Origin of the sequence: Photorhabdus caribbeanensis, from assembly GCF_018448885.1 — a bacterium.
GTDB lineage: Bacteria > Pseudomonadota > Gammaproteobacteria > Enterobacterales > Enterobacteriaceae > Photorhabdus > Photorhabdus caribbeanensis.
In genome coordinates this window covers 40,167-57,660 of sequence record NZ_RCWB01000015.1, presented here as the reverse complement: position 1 = coordinate 57,660, position 17,494 = coordinate 40,167, and the positions used below count along the sequence as shown (strand labels likewise).

20 protein-coding genes are annotated in these 17,494 nt (G+C 43.2%); 12 read left to right on the top strand and 8 right to left on the bottom strand.

Going from position 1 to position 17,494, the window contains the following annotated elements; all coding sequences use genetic code 11:
* Positions 1–120 precede the first annotated feature (120 nt).
* The 3 genes from EAE90_RS11945 to EAE90_RS11935 form a co-directional block, all read right to left on the bottom strand.
* Positions 121–417 carry a type II toxin-antitoxin system RelE/ParE family toxin gene (locus tag EAE90_RS11945; protein WP_214053691.1) on the bottom strand — a complete coding sequence of 99 codons (297 nt, stop codon included), beginning with the start codon at positions 415–417 and terminating at the stop codon, positions 121–123.
* The gene (locus EAE90_RS11940; RefSeq protein WP_036806311.1) at positions 405–695 is read right to left on the bottom strand and encodes a CopG family ribbon-helix-helix protein; all 291 of its coding nucleotides are present in this window, start codon (positions 693–695) and stop codon (positions 405–407) included. The genes EAE90_RS11945 and EAE90_RS11940 overlap by 13 nt, the downstream gene beginning before the upstream one ends.
* Positions 696–808: 113 nt before the next feature.
* The gene (locus tag EAE90_RS11935; protein ID WP_214053690.1) at positions 809–1,834 is read right to left on the bottom strand and encodes a HoxN/HupN/NixA family nickel/cobalt transporter; all 1,026 of its coding nucleotides are present in this window, start codon (positions 1,832–1,834) and stop codon (positions 809–811) included.
* A 373-nt stretch (positions 1,835–2,207) separates the two neighbouring features.
* On the opposite strand from EAE90_RS11935, the gene EAE90_RS11930 reads away from it, so the two are divergent.
* The 7 genes from EAE90_RS11930 (at position 2,208) to EAE90_RS11900 (ending at position 7,793) form a co-directional block, all read left to right on the top strand.
* The gene (locus EAE90_RS11930; RefSeq protein WP_011146425.1) at positions 2,208–2,510 is read left to right on the top strand and encodes an urease subunit gamma; all 303 of its coding nucleotides are present in this window, start codon (positions 2,208–2,210) and stop codon (positions 2,508–2,510) included.
* 91 nt (positions 2,511–2,601) lie between these two features.
* On the top strand, positions 2,602–2,991 hold the full coding sequence (locus EAE90_RS11925) for an urease subunit beta (protein ID WP_214053689.1): 390 nt from the start codon (positions 2,602–2,604) through the stop codon (positions 2,989–2,991).
* Positions 2,992–3,074: 83 nt separating this feature from the next.
* On the top strand, positions 3,075–4,790 hold the full coding sequence (locus tag EAE90_RS11920) for an urease subunit alpha (RefSeq protein WP_214053688.1): 1,716 nt from the start codon (positions 3,075–3,077) through the stop codon (positions 4,788–4,790).
* 74 nt (positions 4,791–4,864) lie between these two features.
* The gene (locus EAE90_RS11915) at positions 4,865–5,461 is read left to right on the top strand and encodes an urease accessory protein UreE (RefSeq protein WP_214053687.1); all 597 of its coding nucleotides are present in this window, start codon (positions 4,865–4,867) and stop codon (positions 5,459–5,461) included.
* The gene (locus tag EAE90_RS11910; protein ID WP_214053686.1) at positions 5,458–6,144 is read left to right on the top strand and encodes an urease accessory protein UreF; all 687 of its coding nucleotides are present in this window, start codon (positions 5,458–5,460) and stop codon (positions 6,142–6,144) included. The genes EAE90_RS11915 and EAE90_RS11910 overlap by 4 nt, the downstream gene beginning before the upstream one ends.
* A 51-nt stretch (positions 6,145–6,195) precedes the next feature.
* Positions 6,196–6,831 carry an urease accessory protein UreG gene (gene ureG / locus EAE90_RS11905; protein ID WP_011146430.1) on the top strand — a complete coding sequence of 212 codons (636 nt, stop codon included), beginning with the start codon at positions 6,196–6,198 and terminating at the stop codon, positions 6,829–6,831.
* Positions 6,828–7,793: an urease accessory protein UreD gene (locus EAE90_RS11900; RefSeq protein WP_214053685.1), complete on the top strand. Its 966-nt coding sequence runs from the start codon at positions 6,828–6,830 to the stop codon at positions 7,791–7,793. Before ureG ends, EAE90_RS11900 begins: the two co-directional genes overlap by 4 nt.
* A gap of 63 nt (positions 7,794–7,856) precedes the next feature.
* Here EAE90_RS11900 and uspE read toward each other — a convergent pair whose 3' ends face one another.
* From uspE to hcaR, 5 genes are all read right to left on the bottom strand, one after another.
* On the bottom strand, positions 7,857–8,801 hold the full coding sequence (uspE, locus tag EAE90_RS11895) for a universal stress protein UspE (protein ID WP_214053684.1): 945 nt from the start codon (positions 8,799–8,801) through the stop codon (positions 7,857–7,859).
* Between the two features lie 135 nt (positions 8,802–8,936).
* Complete coding sequence (fnr, locus tag EAE90_RS11890; protein ID WP_214053683.1) at positions 8,937–9,692, bottom strand: fumarate/nitrate reduction transcriptional regulator Fnr; 756 nt, start codon at positions 9,690–9,692, stop codon at positions 8,937–8,939.
* A gap of 905 nt (positions 9,693–10,597) precedes the next feature.
* Complete coding sequence (locus EAE90_RS11885; RefSeq protein WP_214053682.1) at positions 10,598–11,380, bottom strand: fumarylacetoacetate hydrolase family protein; 783 nt, start codon at positions 11,378–11,380, stop codon at positions 10,598–10,600.
* Between the two features lie 71 nt (positions 11,381–11,451).
* Positions 11,452–12,354 (bottom strand): alpha/beta fold hydrolase, encoded by a 903-nt coding sequence (locus EAE90_RS11880; RefSeq protein ID WP_246550646.1) that lies wholly within the window; start codon positions 12,352–12,354, stop codon positions 11,452–11,454.
* Between the two features lie 119 nt (positions 12,355–12,473).
* Positions 12,474–13,352: a DNA-binding transcriptional regulator HcaR gene (gene hcaR, locus EAE90_RS11875; protein WP_214053681.1), complete on the bottom strand. Its 879-nt coding sequence runs from the start codon at positions 13,350–13,352 to the stop codon at positions 12,474–12,476.
* Between the two features lie 136 nt (positions 13,353–13,488).
* Between hcaR and hcaE the strand changes: the two genes are divergently transcribed.
* The 5 genes from hcaE to EAE90_RS11850 are packed head-to-tail and all read left to right on the top strand — an operon-like array spanning position 13,489 to position 17,491.
* The gene (gene hcaE / locus EAE90_RS11870; RefSeq protein WP_214053680.1) at positions 13,489–14,850 is read left to right on the top strand and encodes a 3-phenylpropionate/cinnamic acid dioxygenase subunit alpha; all 1,362 of its coding nucleotides are present in this window, start codon (positions 13,489–13,491) and stop codon (positions 14,848–14,850) included.
* Positions 14,847–15,389: a 3-phenylpropionate/cinnamic acid dioxygenase subunit beta gene (gene hcaF / locus EAE90_RS11865; RefSeq protein ID WP_214053679.1), complete on the top strand. Its 543-nt coding sequence runs from the start codon at positions 14,847–14,849 to the stop codon at positions 15,387–15,389. Before hcaE ends, hcaF begins: the two co-directional genes overlap by 4 nt.
* Positions 15,389–15,703 (top strand): 3-phenylpropionate/cinnamic acid dioxygenase ferredoxin subunit, encoded by a 315-nt coding sequence (gene hcaC, locus EAE90_RS11860; RefSeq protein WP_139656928.1) that lies wholly within the window; start codon positions 15,389–15,391, stop codon positions 15,701–15,703. The genes hcaF and hcaC overlap by 1 nt, the downstream gene beginning before the upstream one ends.
* A 2-nt stretch (positions 15,704–15,705) precedes the next feature.
* Positions 15,706–16,548: a 3-phenylpropionate-dihydrodiol/cinnamic acid-dihydrodiol dehydrogenase gene (gene hcaB / locus EAE90_RS11855; protein WP_214053678.1), complete on the top strand. Its 843-nt coding sequence runs from the start codon at positions 15,706–15,708 to the stop codon at positions 16,546–16,548.
* Positions 16,538–17,491, top strand: coding sequence for a 3-carboxyethylcatechol 2,3-dioxygenase (locus EAE90_RS11850; RefSeq protein WP_214053677.1), 954 nt, complete (start codon positions 16,538–16,540; stop codon positions 17,489–17,491). Before hcaB ends, EAE90_RS11850 begins: the two co-directional genes overlap by 11 nt.
* Positions 17,492–17,494: the final 3 nt, after the last annotated feature.

The following is a 17,494-nucleotide window of genomic DNA, read 5'->3' as shown; positions in this document are numbered from 1 at the left end:
TTGTTTTAACTTACAGCTATGATGGATTTACTGTCTCTTAGTCAGATTTCTTGATTAAGAGACAGAAATTACATTCGTTGTTTTACTTTATTTGCGATTCACTAGTTATTAATGCTTAAGTTAGTGCTTATAGTTGATTTCTCGCTGGTGACGGATAGCCAAAATGTAACGCGTATTACTTCCGGGAAGTTCTCTGTATAACAATATATAGCCTGTACCACCAAAAGGGATAATTAACTCAAAGAGTGGATAAATTTCTGTTGGCCGTCCAGATAAGACGTTAGATTCCAGTGCTTGGATGTGTTTGCTAATGATACTAAGTACCGACTTCACAGCAACTGTATCGCGTTGATATAAGAAATCAACAAGACGATTTATATCCCTTGTTGCTGCGGGAGTGACTATTACAGATGGCATTCAGGTGGCTCCTTATCCTCGCCACGTACAATCGCATCCAGCCAATTACAAAGTTCACTGCCAGTTAAATGTAAACCGGTGGCTTCATATTCTAACCAAGCGTTTTCGGCATCACGTAAAAATTGTTGTCTGGCCTCCAAAGTATCAATTTCACTTTCGATTGAACGTACCATAAGCGAATGGGCAGAAATGCCTTGCGTGTCAGCCAACGCTTTAATGCGTGTTTTTAACCCTTCATCTAAGCGAAGGGTTATTGTCTGTTTCGTTTGTTTATGCATAACCTTTCTCACAATGATATCACTAGTAACACAAATGCTATCATTAGATAGCGAGCATAACAACATTTCAGGATGTAATACATCGCACGGTTATGTGAAGAGTTCTGCGTTTGTTATTTAATTTCCAGCGTATCGTACCCCCGCCAGCGGTAATTCATCACAGATAATGTCCAGAATAGAATGAAAATCCCGACGACCCAAAAACCAACATTGCCCATGTTATCGTTTAATGTCCCAATGGTGTCCCAGAAAACGCCATGCAGATCCCATTGCTCAGCAATGAGTCCAAGCGCTTCCAATCCACCAATGAACAGCGCTACGGCAACGGAAGCGGCGGTAATGGTCATGTTGTAGTAGAGTTTGCGTGTCGGTTGGGAAAATGCCCAACCATAGGCCCCCACCATCACAAAATTATCCAGTGAGTCAATGAGCGCCATACCGCTGGTAAATAGCGCCGGGAATACCATCAACGACCACAGAGGAAGTCCACTGAGAGAACCGGCGGCAGATATACTTAATAGCCCAACTTCGGTGGCGGTGTCGAAACCCAATCCAAACAGAAAACCGACTAAATACATATGCCAGCTTTTACTTACCAGCCGGAAGACCGAGTGAAACAGACGCGTCATGATCCCCCCCGGTGTCGTCTCCAGTTCAGTTAATTCACTTTTAGTCAGATTTCTGCCGCGTTTTAGCTCCTGAAACTTCTGGTAGACGCTTTTCAATATCAGCAAATTAATCAGCGCTATCGCTAGCAGAAAGCAGGCAGAAACTAAGGTGCCAACAATGCCGCCATAGTCATGAACCCAGCCCATTTGATCTTTAAACGCCATTGAGGTCAGAACGATGGCGAAACAGGCTAGAATAACAATGGTAGAGTGCCCAAGAGAAAAGAAAGCGCCGACGGCAATGGGTGATTTACCCTGTTGCATCAATTTACGGGTGACGTTATCAATTGCGGCGATATGATCAGCATCCACCGCATGGCGCAATCCATAACCGTAAGCCAGCAGAGCTGCCCCCATCATAATCGCATGATGACGGAAAGCGATAAATGCCCAAACCCAGGCCAACACGTTGGCGGCAATCAAAACAATAAGAAGAGATAAAGCACGTTTTTTATCCGTTAGATTGTTCATAATATGGAATACCTGTAAATCTGTAAATGTAAAACCCGCCTTACGGGGGATTGCTAGAAGTTCAAAAAAACAGTAAGTATTTTCTGACTCCATGACCTATAATTTTTTTACGACGTAGGCATACTAATCAGCTTGTAATATTACCTTGGATAAATTTAAATAAGAGGTAAGAGGACTAACCTGTGTTGAGAAGAATGATCTTAATTGACATATTATGGTCTTTATGTCAAAGATTTTTTACTAAAGGATTATCTAAATCAATATTCGGATAGGGACAGCAGCTTTTGAATAAAGTCTGTTGGGAAAATCGTATTAAGTTATATATTGACATAGCAGTGTGACCGTATGGAATAACCAATGATTAGGGGGTTTTATGCAATTAACGCCAAGGGAAATCGAAAAACTTATGGTATATACACTGGCTGATGTCGCATTAAAGCGTAAGTCTCGCGGCTTAAAACTCAATTATCCTGAAGCCGTCGCGATTATTACTGCGGCGGCATTGGAAGGCGCAAGAGAGGGAAAAACATTGGAAGAAGTGATGGATGATTCCAGGCATGTTCTGACTAAAGAAGATGTGATGGATGGCGTGGCTGATCTTATTCCGCATGTGCAGGTTGAAGCAATATTTACTGATGGCAGTCGCTTAGTTACGGTGCATGATCCCATTCAATAATTGTTTAAATAAATTATAAATAGTAGGAAAAATTATCTAGACAAAATATTAACTTATGTCTTGATTCACGTCTTAACGTGGGGATTTTCCGATGGAAAAAAATAATAAAGAAGATATTACTCCGTTGGGGGGGTATATTCTGGCTCAAGACCCGATCTCCTTTAATGAAGATCGTCCGGTTATTCAATTAAAAGTTCGTAATTCAGGTGATCGTCCTATTCAGGTGGGATCTCATTTCCATTTTTTTGAAGTAAATAAAGCTTTGCAATTTAATCGTGCGGCTGCGTTTGGTAAACGACTTAATATCACGGCAACAACCGCTATCCGTTTTGAACCCGGTGATGAAATCGAGGTGTCATTAATCCCGATTGGTGGGAAACAAAACGTTTATGGATTTAATAATTTAGTTGATGGTTGGGCGGGTAAAAGTCAGGTTGCCATTGAGGAGCCTGTGGAGAAAACTTGGTTACATGCCGGGTAGTAGAATTGAGTTATAAGATTATCGAATAAATTCAAGGTAGAGTTGACAAACGTCGGAAAATTTTTCGAACAAAGGAATAAACTATGCCAACCATTTCCCGACAGGAATATGTAGGTCTTTTTGGTCCAACGACCGGCGATAAAATCCGCCTGGGTGATACCAATCTATTTATTGAAATTGAGAAAGATCTGCGTGGCTATGGTGATGAATCGGTCTATGGCGGAGGTAAATCGCTGCGTGATGGTATGGGGGCGGATAACCGTATGACCAGCGAAAACGTCTTGGATTTGGTGATTACCAGCGTCACGATTTTGGATGCCCGACAAGGCGTTATTAAAGCGGATGTCGGCATAAAAGGGGGACGCATTGTCGGGATAGGTAAAAGTGGTAATCCTAACATGATGAATGGTGTTACCCCCGGCATGGTGGTTGGCGTTAGTACGGATGCTATATCTGGCGAGCATCTCATCCTCACGGCGGCTGGCATTGATACCCATATTCACTTTATTTCTCCTCAACAGGTTGAGCACGCTTTATCCAATGGTGTGACGACTTTCTTTGGCGGTGGTGTTGGTCCCACTGATGGCACTAATGGCACCACTGTCACCGCCGGTCCGTGGCATATCCATCGCATGTTGCGTGCTTTTGAAAGTTTACCGGTTAACGTAGGTATCTTGGGAAAAGGCCATGCTGCGGTGGCTATGCCGCTGGTTGAACAGATCAAAGCGGGTGTTGCCGGGCTGAAAGTGCATGAGGACTGGGGCGCAACTAATTCCGCATTACGTAATGCCTTACGTGTAGCGGATGAAATGGATATCCAAGTTGCAGTGCATACTGATAGCCTGAATGAAGGTGGTTATGTTGAGGATACTATCGACGCTTTTGAAGGTCGCACCATTCATACTTTCCATACCGAAGGCGCCGGTGGCGGACATGCACCGGATATCATTAAAGTTGCCAGCCAGATGAATGTGTTGCCCAGCTCGACTAATCCCACTCTGCCTTACGGTATCAATAGTCAGGCAGAACTATTTGATATGATTATGGTTTGCCATAACCTTAATCCCAAAGTACCGGCCGATGTTGCATTTTCGGAAAGCCGTGTGCGTCCAGAGACCATTGCAGCGGAGAATGTTCTGCATGATATGGGCGTACTGTCGATGTTTTCCAGTGATTCTCAGGCAATGGGGCGAGTGGGAGAGAACTGGCTGCGTGTGATGCAAACTGCTCATGCTATGAAAGCGGCACGTGGCAAGTTGCCGGAGGATGCAGCACATAACGATAACTTTCGTGTATTACGTTACGTCGCCAAAATTACGATTAACCCGGCTATTGCTCAGGGAATAAGTCATGTGCTCGGTTCGGTTGAAGTGGGAAAAATAGCTGATCTTGTGCTGTGGGAGCCACGTTTCTTTGGCGTAAAACCTAAGTTGGTCATTAAAGGCGGTATGATTAATTGGGCGGTGATGGGGGACCCAAATGCTTCACTGCCGACACCGCAACCGACATTTTATCGTCCGATGTTTGGCGCATTGGGCAAAACTCTTCAGGAAACCTGTGTTACTTTTGTATCCCAGGCGGCAATGGAACTGGGGGTAAAAGAGAGCCTTGGTTTGGAACGTCAGGTTATGGCGGTGCGCAACTGCCGGGCTATCTCTAAGAAAGATATGGTTCGTAATGCTGAAACGCCCGTTATTGAAGTGGATGCAGAAACTTTTGCTGTCAAGGTGAATGGTGAATATGCCACAGTAAAACCGGTCAGGACAGTCGCGCTCAATCAGCGCTATTTCTTTAGTTAATCTATTTTTTGCTGCCGGTCAGAGAATATTTTTCTGGCCGGATTAACCGATCCATGCGTTCAGAGGATTATCTTATGATTGTTATTGAACAGATTCTTGGTAATGCCAAAAAGGATGTTTTCTGGCGAGATCGCCTGCAAGGGATCTCGCCGGATATCTTGGTGCTTTCGCAATGGGAAGCGCAAAAAAGCCGTTGTCGTAAATCCACCCTTAACGGATTGGATTTAGGTATTTCCCTTGACCGTCATCAGGTATTGTCTGATGGTGACGTTTTGTTGTGGGACGAAGCTCAAGGACTGGCGGTTATTGTTCAAATGAGTTTGCGTGATGTGATGGTTATTCACTTGAAGTCATTGTTGTCATCAGATTTAGAGACGGTAATGAAAACTAGCTTTGAACTTGGTCATGCTTTAGGTAATCAGCATTGGAAGTCAGTGATTAAAAATAATCAGATTTATATTCCGCTGACAGTATCAACTAAAGTCATGGATTCAGTCATGAAAACCCACGGTTTTCATGCATTGCCTTACTCCTTTGTTAAAGGCGAAGAGATATTGCCTTCTCTTAACAACTCAGAAGCTCGCTTATTATTCGGTGGTGCAGAGGATTCCGCGACACACGTTCATGTCGATAATACATTTCTGAACCAGCATGTGATCAAACTAAAATGAATGCTCTCCGCTTAATCAGAATCATGCAGTTTGCGGATTCAGTACTGCCTGTTGGCGCCTTTTCTTTCTCAAACGGTCTGGAATCGGCCATTCAGAGCAAAATCGTGTATGACGTGGCAACGTTAAGCGAGTTTACGCGAACAGCGCTGTTACAGGCGGTGAGTAGTGATGGTCGCGCAGTAGTGGCCGCGTGTCAGGCGCTGAATTGTGGGCAACATGATGCCGCTATCTCCCATGATTGGGCAGTACTTAACCGCAAATTAAATGAAGAAAGCCGCACTATGGTCACGCGGATGGGGAAAAAATTAGCGGAAATGGCGGTTGAAGTGACCGGTGAATCGTTAATTGCATGGTGGCTAGCACAAATAAAGAGCGATATTACCGCCGGTACCTATCCGATTACTTTGGCGGTTGTTATGAGTGCGTTGGGTGCGGCGCCACGTGAAGTAATCGTCATGCATCAATATGGCGTTGCAATGACGATACTCAGTGCGGCTATACGCCTGATGCGTGTTACCCATATTGAAATTCAACGTATCTTGTTCTCATTGAATCAAGATATTGAACTGTTTTGTGATGAGGCGGAAAAGGGAGGGATTGAACAGATGACATCTTATGCACCGATGACCGATGTTCTGGCAGCATTGCACGTTAGCGCGTTTACCCGGCTGTTCAGTAATTAACTTGATCCTGATATCGCTTTAACCATCTCTTAATCGTGTGAGGAAATCTTTGTGAAAAAAATTACCCGAATTGGTATCGGCGGTCCGGTGGGTTCAGGCAAGACTGCCGTTATTGAAGTGATCACACCTATCTTGATTCAACGTGGCATAAAACCTCTGATTATCACCAATGATATTGTCACTACTGAGGATGCTAAACAGGTTAAACGTACCTTGAAAGGCATTTTGGATGAAGAAAAGATACTTGGTGTGGAAACCGGTGCTTGCCCTCATACCGCGGTACGTGAAGATCCTAGCATGAATATTGCTGCGGTAGAGGAGATGGAAGCGCGTTTTCCCGACAGCGACGTTGTATTGATTGAAAGTGGTGGTGATAATCTGACACTCACTTTTAGTCCGGCGCTGGCCGATTTTTATATTTATGTGATTGATGTTGCCGAAGGGGAGAAAATTCCGCGCAAGAACGGACCGGGTTTGGTACAGGCCGATATTCTGGTGATCAACAAAATTGATTTAGCGCCTTATGTTGGCGCCAGCTTGGCGGTAATGGAGCATGACACTCAAGTTGTACGTGGTCAGCGTCCCTATATCCTTACCAATTGCAAAACCGGTGAAGGTGTTGAAACGTTGGTAAACATGATCATGCGTGATTTCCTGTTCACCCATTCATTACAGGCGACGCAATGACTTCCACCAGCTCACCGCAAAATATTGGAGAAGCATGTCAACGGGCGAATAATCTTGGTGTCAATGCGCCGGAGCTTGCCCGATTTCAGGATGAACCGCCCCAGATGGCAAGCGGTGATGTAGGTAAAAGTGGTTATCTGCGGTTGGGATTTGCCCGGCGTGGTGAGCGTAGCATTTTGGCGCAAATGAAACGCCGGGTTCCTTATTTAGTGCAGCGGGCGCTGTATTGGGATGAAGCATTACCTCAGATGCCGTGTGTATTTATGATCTCCACGTCGGGATGTATATTGCAAGGGGATAGATTGGCATTGGACATCCATGTCGCTCCAGAGGCGTTTGGTCATGTTACGACCCAATCGGCGACTAAGATTCATTCGATGGAGAATAACTACGCAGCGCAAGTACAAACTATCCAGGTAGAGCAGGGAGGCTATCTGGAAATGATGCCCGATCCGGTTATACCTCACAGTGGTTCTCGGTTTATTACCGACACTCATATAACCATTCATCCGACAGCCACCTTGATTTATTCTGAGGTGATTATGTCTGGTCGCAAGTATCATCTGGCTGACCAAGGGTTTAAATTTGATGTTTACTCATCACGCATTACCGCAACTGATTTTGATGGCAAGGTATTGTTTGCAGAACGTTATGTACTAGAGCCTAAAAAACAACCGTTGAACAGCGTAGGGGTGATGGGGCCGTTCCATGTATTCGGTAACGTGATCTTGCTGACACCTCAGGTTCACCATGATCGTATTCTGGCGCGTATAACTCCTCAGTACGATGCTGAAACGGGTATAGCGAGTGGCGCCAGTCGTTTACCTAATCAGTGTGGTCTAATCTTTAAAGTATTGGGAAAAGAAACTTATCAAGTTAAAGCGGGTATTCGTCTTTTCTGGCGTATAGCGCGTGAGGAGATCCTTGGTGTTACACTGCCTGAGCCGTTTATCTGGCGATAAAACCTGAGATGAAAATCTGTTTCGGGTTTTATCGCCAAATGGATAATTATCATGCTATTACTATCACTCTTTAGCGGCTTTAACTGGGCATTCAAAACCATCAGGTTTTATCGCCAAAAGGTCACATTTAAGCTGGTCGATCACATGTTCTGCGGTATTTCCCAGAAAAGCAGCGGACAGCCCAGTTCTGCCGAGGATACCAAAAACAATAATGCCCGCATTCATCTCATCACACATTTTGGGAATAACACTCTCCGGCAATCCTTCATGGATATGAGTATATTTTTCATCAATGCAGAATTTTTGGCGTAATTCTTTCATGGCAATAAGATGCTGGCCACGTAGAGCATGGTTATAAACACTTGGGTCGAAATCGGGTAGCTCAATAGCGATATTCAGTGGTGCAACAGGATAAGCGCTGACCAAATGAATTTCTGGATTTTTCATTACCTGATTTGCCAGTTCCTGAGTTTCCTTAACCAGTTTCAGGTTCAGTTCATGATGATATGACTCTTCATTAGATAAATTGACTGCAACTACAACGGAGCCTTGGTCAGGCCATATCTGATCTTTTACCATCCATACTGGACATGGGCATTTGCGGAGTAACTGCCAGTCAAGCGGGGTAAAAATCAAGGAGCCTAGCTTGTCATGTTTATGTGTCATTTTCAGAAGTAAATCGTGATTACTTGTAATGACCTCCTGGATAATCGCTTCATAAGGTCGATTATGCCATATCACTTTTATTTCAATATCAATACCGGCTTCCAGATAGTAGTACGCTTGTTGTTTAAGCCAGGCAGTGCGTTGGCTGGTAACACCTTTACGCATAGCACTACCTTCTTCTGGGGAGAGTAAGGTGGTCATTTCATAAGAGAGATCATAAATGGGCAAGAAAGCTTTAATCCGGCCACCGTTACGTTGCACTATATAAACAGCGCGTCTTAATGCCGGTTGATCGTCCTGACTTGGGTCAATTACAACTAAAAGGTTTTGATAGTTTGCCATAATGGTATCCTCGCAGAGGCTAGACAAAACACGCGTCAATACTCACGTTTCAATACTAAAGATAAACCAATATAAGCAAACCGAACAGGTCAGAGGAGAACCAGATCAACAAAATAAGATGATCTGGTTTGAAGATTAGGTAATTGAAACAGATTTTTTTCCGACCAACTCAGACAACTTATCCATGTCTTCAATCGTGATGTATTTACCTTTTACACCGAGAATATTGTTTTTTTGGAAACGCCCGAGCAGACGACTAATAGTTTCAACAGTTAAACCGAGGTAATTACCAATATCGCTGCGGGTCATAGTTAAACGGAATTCTCTTGGTGAGAAGCCACGTTGAGCGAAACGACGAGAGAGATTGTAGATAAACGCAGCTAACCGTTCTTCCGCATTTTTCTTAGATAACAGCAATATCATCTCTTGGTCGCCCTTAATTTCCCCACTCATTAGGCGCATCATCTGCTGGCGGAGATTAGGCATTTTCCCGGATAGGTCATCCAATGTTTCAAATGGAATTTCACAGACCATTGATGTTTCCAGAGCCTGAGCAAAACTTGGGTGTTTAGTGTTGAGGATAGCGTCAAAACCGACTAAATCCCCCGCGAGGTGGAAACCTGTAATTTGCTCATCACCTTCTTCAGTGATAGTGTAGCTTTTAATTGTGCCAGAACGGATAGCATAAAGAGATTTCAGCTCATCGCCTGCTTTAAATAGCGTTTGCCCTTTCTGGATAGGTTTCTTACGCTCAATGATATTATCAAGCTGGTCAAGCTCGTGTTCATTCAGGGTAAAAGGAATGCATAGCTGGTTAATGCTGCAATCCTGGCAGTGGATCGCACAACCACCAGACTGGATTCGACGAATAACACGTTTTTCCTGGATCATATGGCATGCTCATTTGAAATATTCATATAGTTCAACTTTAGCATTTCTTGATGATTCTGGTAAGAGCTATAATAGCTTTCTGCAATTTATTTAGGAAAATGTATTACTTGTTTATCCTATCCATAAGAAATTATTGCATAGTATGAGGTTGATGTTCACTTATTGCTATTGTTTGCATTAAGGTCGAACAATGCAGGGTTTTGTTGAATAAGCGGGCTTAAGTAAGGGATCAACATGCTGTTGGTATCCTCTATGGTTGATATAAGGGATCTGATCGCATCACGTTTTCTCATTGTGTGTTCTGTTTAACGATCATAAACTGTTAGCTTTCATATGAGATTGTAAATTTACCCGTTGATTGATATTTTTCGAGTAATATTTTTAACCATTGTAGAAATAATTCATTGTCAGCATCTAAAGTTCGCTGAACTTGAGTAGATGAATCTGATATAAATTGCAATGATTTTTATGGCTGGAAATAGCAAATAAAATATCCTTAATAGGATTATCATTGAAAATAGTGGAAACTTAAACTGATAGATATAATGTGTTGATTTAAATAGCAAATGAAAATTGAATGCATATAGTTTCGTATTTTTATTATTAATTAACTATTTTTATAATTAAAGATAATAAGTTTCATTTTATATTTTCATCTTAATTATATGAAGAAAGTGATTGATAATAATTTATGTCACCTATAATGTTAATATAGAAAAAACTATATTTATAAAATTACTATTTTTAATTTGATAAAAATAATATTAACGTAATAAATACATTCTATTAGGCTTGAAATGATAATAAGTGAGTTACGCCCCTGCTACTAAGTTGCTAGTAATTTTGTTGCCAGTAACTTTGGTGGGGCTTTTTATGACTCCTATTAATAAACTAAAGCTAATTTTTCAGGTAAAACTTACCTTGGCAGATCCCACGCCGAGTAAGTTAATTTTCAACTGATCGCCAGGATTAACTGGCACCATTGTGGTGAGGGAGCCAGAGAGAATGATTTCTCCGCCGAGTAATGCCATATTCAGTGTTCCTAGCATATTCGCTAGCCAGGCAACAGCGTTAGCGGGATGTTCTAGTGCAGCGGCACCGATGCCAGTGTCAACCAGTTTACCGTTTTTCTCTAGCGTTATTGTAACGGCAGCTAAATCAATTTCTGATGGCAGACGGGCGCCATTGCCAATGACAAATAACCCTGATGAGGCGTTATCAGCAACAGTATCTGTGATTTTTATTTTCCAGTCACGGATACGGGAATCGACAATTTCGATACAGGGCACGACATAATCTGTTGCTCTGAGTACATCTCCCGCCGTAATACCTGGTCCACTCAGATTGTGTTTCAGGATAAAGCCAATTTCACCTTCAGCTCTCGGTGTAATTAATTGCTCAATGGGTACAATGGCGTTGTTTTTGTAATGCATATCTGAGGTGAGAATGCCAAAATCGGGTTGATCGACACCCAATATATCCATAACTTTCTGGCTGGTGATACCGATTTTTTTGCCGACAATTTGTGCCCCAGTTGCTTCCAACCGGCGAACAATAACTTTTTGCTGGATGAGATAGGCATCGTGTAATGTTAGTTCTGGATATTCATCAGAGATAGGATCGATAGCTTGGCGATTTTGCCACGATTGAAATAATTTTTCACCGAGATGGGTTATGACGTTATTCATCTGTTGTTGCTCCTAATCAAACCCCAAAGAAGTGACATTCCAACGGGAATATCACTCGTCTGAAAGAGACATTATTTGTTGCCGTTGAGTAAAAAATCGATATGGAGCCGGTTGAATGTATCCGGGTCTTCATATTGAGGCCAGTGACCGCATTTTTCCATCACGACAAAACGGCTCTTTTTGATAAGTCCGGCAAGGCGTTGACCTACTGAAACCGCAGCAGTCGGATCGTGTGTGGTCCATAGCACTAGGGTTTCAGCCTGGATCTTTGCCAGTTCATCTTCGGTCAAGAGGTTACGTAAGCGGGTATCCATATCTTGCAGGCACATAATGTTTTCCATTGCCGACAACATTCCCGGTTGACGATAAATGGCAAAACGGGCTTCAACCAGGTCTTCTGTCACTATGGCAGGATCTTCCATCAGGAATTCAAGACGCTTGCGAGTAGTTTCCCGATTCGGGTTTTTCACTGCATTCAAACTCAGTGTGTGCAGGCGTTCCATCACATTTGGATCAGCAATCATGCCACCGGCGGTGTTCAACACCAGACGGTGAATATATTGCGGATATTTTGCTGCAAACCGGGCTGCTACCCATCCACCTAACGACTCGCCAGAAAGGTGAATTTTTTTCAGATTTAATGTCTCAATAAGATCCCGCAGGTGTTCCACATAATCGATAATCTCATAGGAACGGACAGGTTTATCCGTGAAGCCATGCCCTAGCATATCGATTGCCAGTACACGAAAATGGGCAGCATGGGGCAGTATGTTGCGCATATAAGCTTCTAAATGACCGGCAATACCATGTAAGAAGATGAGAGTGGGTCCGTTACCTGCTTCAAGGACACGGGTTTTTATCCCTTTCACATTGAGATGGTGCAGATGGACTTCACCACTGGCAATGGCCGACCAAAGCGAACGTAATTCAGGTTGTGTAGGTTTATGTTGAGGATTCGCTGATATTGACATCATGATATCTCCCTTATTTATTTTAAGTTAATACGTTATTAATATAACGACAGCGGGTAATATTCACTAATACTTAATATGTCTAGCCTGAAAGGCAAAAACGATGATGCCTATTTTTATTCTTACAGGTATTTGTTTTCTACAACATCTATTAAGTGCGATAATAATTCTGAAGCGTTATCTTTTCGCCATGCCATTATTAACTCTATTGTGGGGGAATAGCCTGATAATGGTCGACAAATAACGGCATCTGTCATGATGCTGGTAATATAGAGTGGTACTATTGCACACCCTAAATTCAGACTAACCATGTTTAAGATTAATAGCATATTATTAGCTGTTTGAATAATATTAGGAACGACATTATGTTCGGTAAAGTAATTTTCTATAATCTGTTGTAATACGCCAGATTGTGTTGGATCGGGAGTAATAAAATTTTCTCCGTGTAGGTCATTGACTGAAATTTTCTCACAATATCTTAGCCTGTGATTAGCAGGCATCAGAACCACCAGCGGTTCATTAAGAATGACTTTAAAATCAATGTAATCACTCTTTATTGGCGGACGCATGAAAGCGACATCAATGTCACCTTGTAATAATTTCTCTTCTTGTCCGGGATTAAATAAACTAATAAGTTCTACTTTTGCTCCAGGATGAGCCAGGCGGAATATTGGGATGACTTCAGGTAATACTTTAACTTCTGCTGATGGGACAAAACCAATAGTTAGCACAATTTGTTCTTGTGCCGCTCTGCGTGCCATTTTTTTTGCTTTCTCTGCATTGTCAAGAATAAGCCTTGCTTGTTGGAAAAAAACTTCTCCCGCTTTGGTTAGAGAGACTCTACGTTTATTTCTCTCTAATAGTGTGGAACCAATATAATCTTCTAAATCTTTTATTTGTTGACTTAATGAAGGTTGTGCAGTATGTAGCTTTTTTGCGGCTTTAGTAAAGTTTAATTCTTCTGCCACCGCAATAAAATAGCGTAAGTGTCTTAATTCCATTGCCGTTTCCTCACATATCGAAAAAAAGTCTCAATTTAAACAAACAATGTATTTCACAAAATATTAATCTATTAATAGCATTCATTTTGCATGTTGGCAAAAAGTCAACCTTTCTTTTACTTGAGGATTAAATAATATGACATTGAGCAAAAATTCAGATATTTACCGCCTGATTGATGCCCGAGCCGGTCGTGTAACTCCTCAGATTTATATCGATCCCGAGCTCTATCAGTTAGAACTCGAAAGAATATTTGGCCGTTGTTGGCTGTTTCTAGCTCATCAGAGCCAAATCCCCAGTCCGGGTGATTTTTTCAATACTTATATGGGAGAGGACAGTGTTGTTGTTGTCCGCCAGAAAGATGGTTCCGTCAAAGCTTTCCTTAACCAGTGCCGCCACCGTTCTATGCGGGTTTGTTACGCGGATAGTGGCAATACCCGTGCGTTTACTTGCCCTTATCATGGTTGGTCATATGGTGTGGATGGGAGCTTAATCGACGTTCCGTTGGAAGCGTGTGCTTATCCACATGGGCTTTGCAAAGAGCAATGGGGACTTCAGGAAGTGCCGTGTGTGGAAAATTATAAGGGATTGATTTTTGGTAACTGGGATACGACGGCACCCTCTCTGATTGATTATCTTGGTGATATGGCTTGGTATCTTGATGGTGTGCTTGATCGCCGTGAAGGAGGAACTGAGGTTATTGGTGGTGTGCAAAAGTGGGTAATCAATTGTAACTGGAAATTACCCGCTGAACAGTTTGCCGGTGATCAATACCATGCTTTATTCAGCCATGCCTCCGCGGTACAGGTTTTAAGTGTAAAAGAGGGCGACAGTAACAAAGCATTAGGTGCTGATCAGACTTCACGGCCAGTTTGGGAAACGGCAAAAGATGCTGTGCAATTTGCTCAGAATGGTCACGGTTGTGGATTTTTCTTGACCGAAAAACCCGATGCCAACGTTTGGGTTGATGGCGTCGTTGCTCGTTACTACCGTGAAACCTATGCTGAGGCAGAGCAGCGACTGGGAAAAGTCAGAGCACTGCGTCTTGCCGGTCACAACAATATTTTCCCGACACTTTCCTGGCTTAACGGTACCGCAACTATGCGGGTGTGGCACCCACGTGGACCTGATCAGGTAGAAGTTTGGGCGTTCTGCATCGCAGATAAAGCCGCTTCTCCAGAAGTAAAAGCCGCTTTTGAGAACAGTACTACCCGTGCATTCGGTCCGGCAGGTTTTCTCGAACAGGATGATTCAGAAAATTGGGTAGAAATCCAGAAGGTACTTAGAGGTTACAAAGCTCGTAACAGCGCATTGTGTATGGAAATGAGATTAGGACAAGAAAGAGTGCGGGATGATGGAATTCCAGGTGTTACCAATTATGTTTTTTCCGAAACCGTTGCCCGTGGTATGTATCAACGTTGGGCTGACTTACTCACCAGCGAAACCTGGGATGAAGTAGAGGAAAAAAACCGGGTTTATCAGCAGGAGTTGGTCAAATGAAAGAATTAATTATCAATCAGGAAAAAAGGGTATCGCCGGAACTGCATTATGAAATAAGCCAGTTCTTGTATTACGAAATTGCATTACTGGATGAGTGGAAATTTCGTGACTGGCTTGAACTATTGTCAGAAGATCTCAGCTATACCATGCGTACCATTGTCAATGCTCAAACCCGCGATCGCCGTAAGAGTATCCAGCCGCCAACCACTTGGTTGTTCAATGATAATAAATTTCAGCTTGAACGCCGGATAGCCCGGTTGGAAACCGGTATGGCATGGGCAGAGGAACCCCCATCCCGTACACGTCATTTACTGACAAACTTAGTGATTACTGAAACGGATTTACCTGACCAATTTCATGTTCAGTCCAATTATTTGCTGTACCGCTCACAAAAAGAGCGAGATGAAGCTTTTTATGTTGGTAAGCGGCTGGATTGTGTTCGCCGTAATCCGAAAACGGATAGCTGGCTGATTTGCAAACGTGAAATTACTTTGGATCAGGCAGTCTTAACTTTCCATAACTTGAGTGTCTTATTCTGATGAGCCAATTATTCGTATGTACTGTTGAAGAATTGCCCGACGGAGAAGCGCGTAAGGTTGAATACACACCGGATATTGCGTTGTTTCACTATGATGGCGAATTCTTTGCTGTTGATGACCGGTGCAGTCATGGCAATGCCTCGATATCCGAAGGGTATTTGGAAGACAATGCGACAGTTGAGTGTCCACTGCATACGGCCAGTTTTTGTCTCAGAACCGGGAAGGCACTTTGCCTTCCTGCAACAGATCCATTGAAGACCTATCCTGTTGTTGTTAAAGACGGAAACATTTATATCACTGTATCGGAGGAGTAATAATGAGTTGGATCAAAGATCAAGTCATTTTATTAACAGGTGGTGGCTCCGGTTTAGGTTTGGCTTTAGTAGAACGTTTTATTGCTGAAGGAGCTAAAGTGGGCGTTTTGGAGCTATCGGCAGAAAAAGCGACAGCTTTGGCGCACTGTTTTGGTAAAGATATTTGTGTTATTCACGGTGATGTTGCTTCTTTTGAGGACAATGAACGAGCAGTGGCTGAAACTGTTCGGCGTTTTGGCAAACTAGACTGCTTTGTTGGTAATGCCGGAATATGGGATCACAAAATCAGCCTGCTCGACGCCTCACCAGAGCAGATTGATAAAGGATTTGATGAGCTGATGGGTGTGAACCTGAAAGGATATATTCTAGGGGCTAAAGCCGCGTTACCGGCGTTAACCGCATCAGAAGGCAGCATGATTTTTACATTGTCAAATGCGTCATGGTTTTCTGGTGGCGGTGGTGTGTTATATACCGCCAGCAAGCACGGTGCGGTCGGCATGATTCGCCAGTTAGCTTATGAATTAGCGCCAGTTATCAGGGTTAATGGTGTTGCGCCTTGTGGTATGCCAAGTGATCTGCGCGGGGCGGCTTCACTATCTCAGCAAGATAGATGTATTACAGATAACCTGTCATTAGAAAGTCTCGGTGCAATTTTGCCTTTGCAATTCATACCTCAGCCAGAAGATTTCACCGGTCCGTATGTCATGCTGGCTTCTCGTGCCAATAACCGTACTTTAACGGGGGTGATGATAACGGCTGATGCGGGATTAAGTATTCGCGGCATTCGCCAAACCACAGCGGGGGTGATGTCTCCGAACAAAAAGGAGAGTTCAAATGACCGTTAAATTGATTTGTACTTCACACACGCCTTTAATGGACTTTGGTTCTCCACCTGAAACGACACAAAAGCATGTTCGGCAGGTTTTTCAGCAATTGGCTGAACAGATAAAAGCCTACGATCCACAATTGATAGTGATTTTCGCTCCTGACCATTTTAATGGTTTTTTTTATGATCTCATGCCGGCATTTTGTGTTGGAGTAAGGGCGAATGCAGTGGGAGATTGGGATATTGGTAAAGGTCCACTCAATGTTCCTGAGAACACAGCGAAGGATTTAATTTCTGCCTTATATAACGCCGATATTGATGTTGCCCAATCCTGGCGTATGCAGGCCGATCACGGTTTTACTCAACCATTGATGTTGCTTTGCCAAGATTTACAGCGTTATCCAACTATCCCAATATTTATTAACTGTGCAGCTAAACCATTGCCGACATGCCGTCGTGCTGTTGCGTTAGGTCGTGCGGTTGGTCAATTCCTATTCACCACAGATCAGCGGGTATTGCTGCTAGGTTCCGGTGGTTTATCACATGATCCCCCGATACCTCAGATGGGACAAGTGCCGCCGGAAGTTGAGGAAGGACTGATTGCCGGAAGAAATCCGACAAAAGAAACGCGCCAGAAACGGCAAAACCGGGTAATTGAGGTTGGAAAATCGTTGGCTCGTGGTGAGAATGTCGTTGCTCCGTTGAATCCACAGTGGGATGACGAGTTATTACGTATTTTTTGTAGTGGTGATATTCGGCGTCTTGCTTCATTAACCGAGGGAGGGATTGCCATTCAGGGTGGAAAAGGTGGACAGGAAATTCGTTGTTGGATTGCGGCTTTTGCAGCGCTTTCTGTTTATGGCGAATATAAAGCGCAACGGCATTATTACCAACCTATTAAGGAGTGGCTGGCAGGGATGGCAATGGTCAGTGCTCAACCTGTAACTCAGATAGGAGCGTAATAT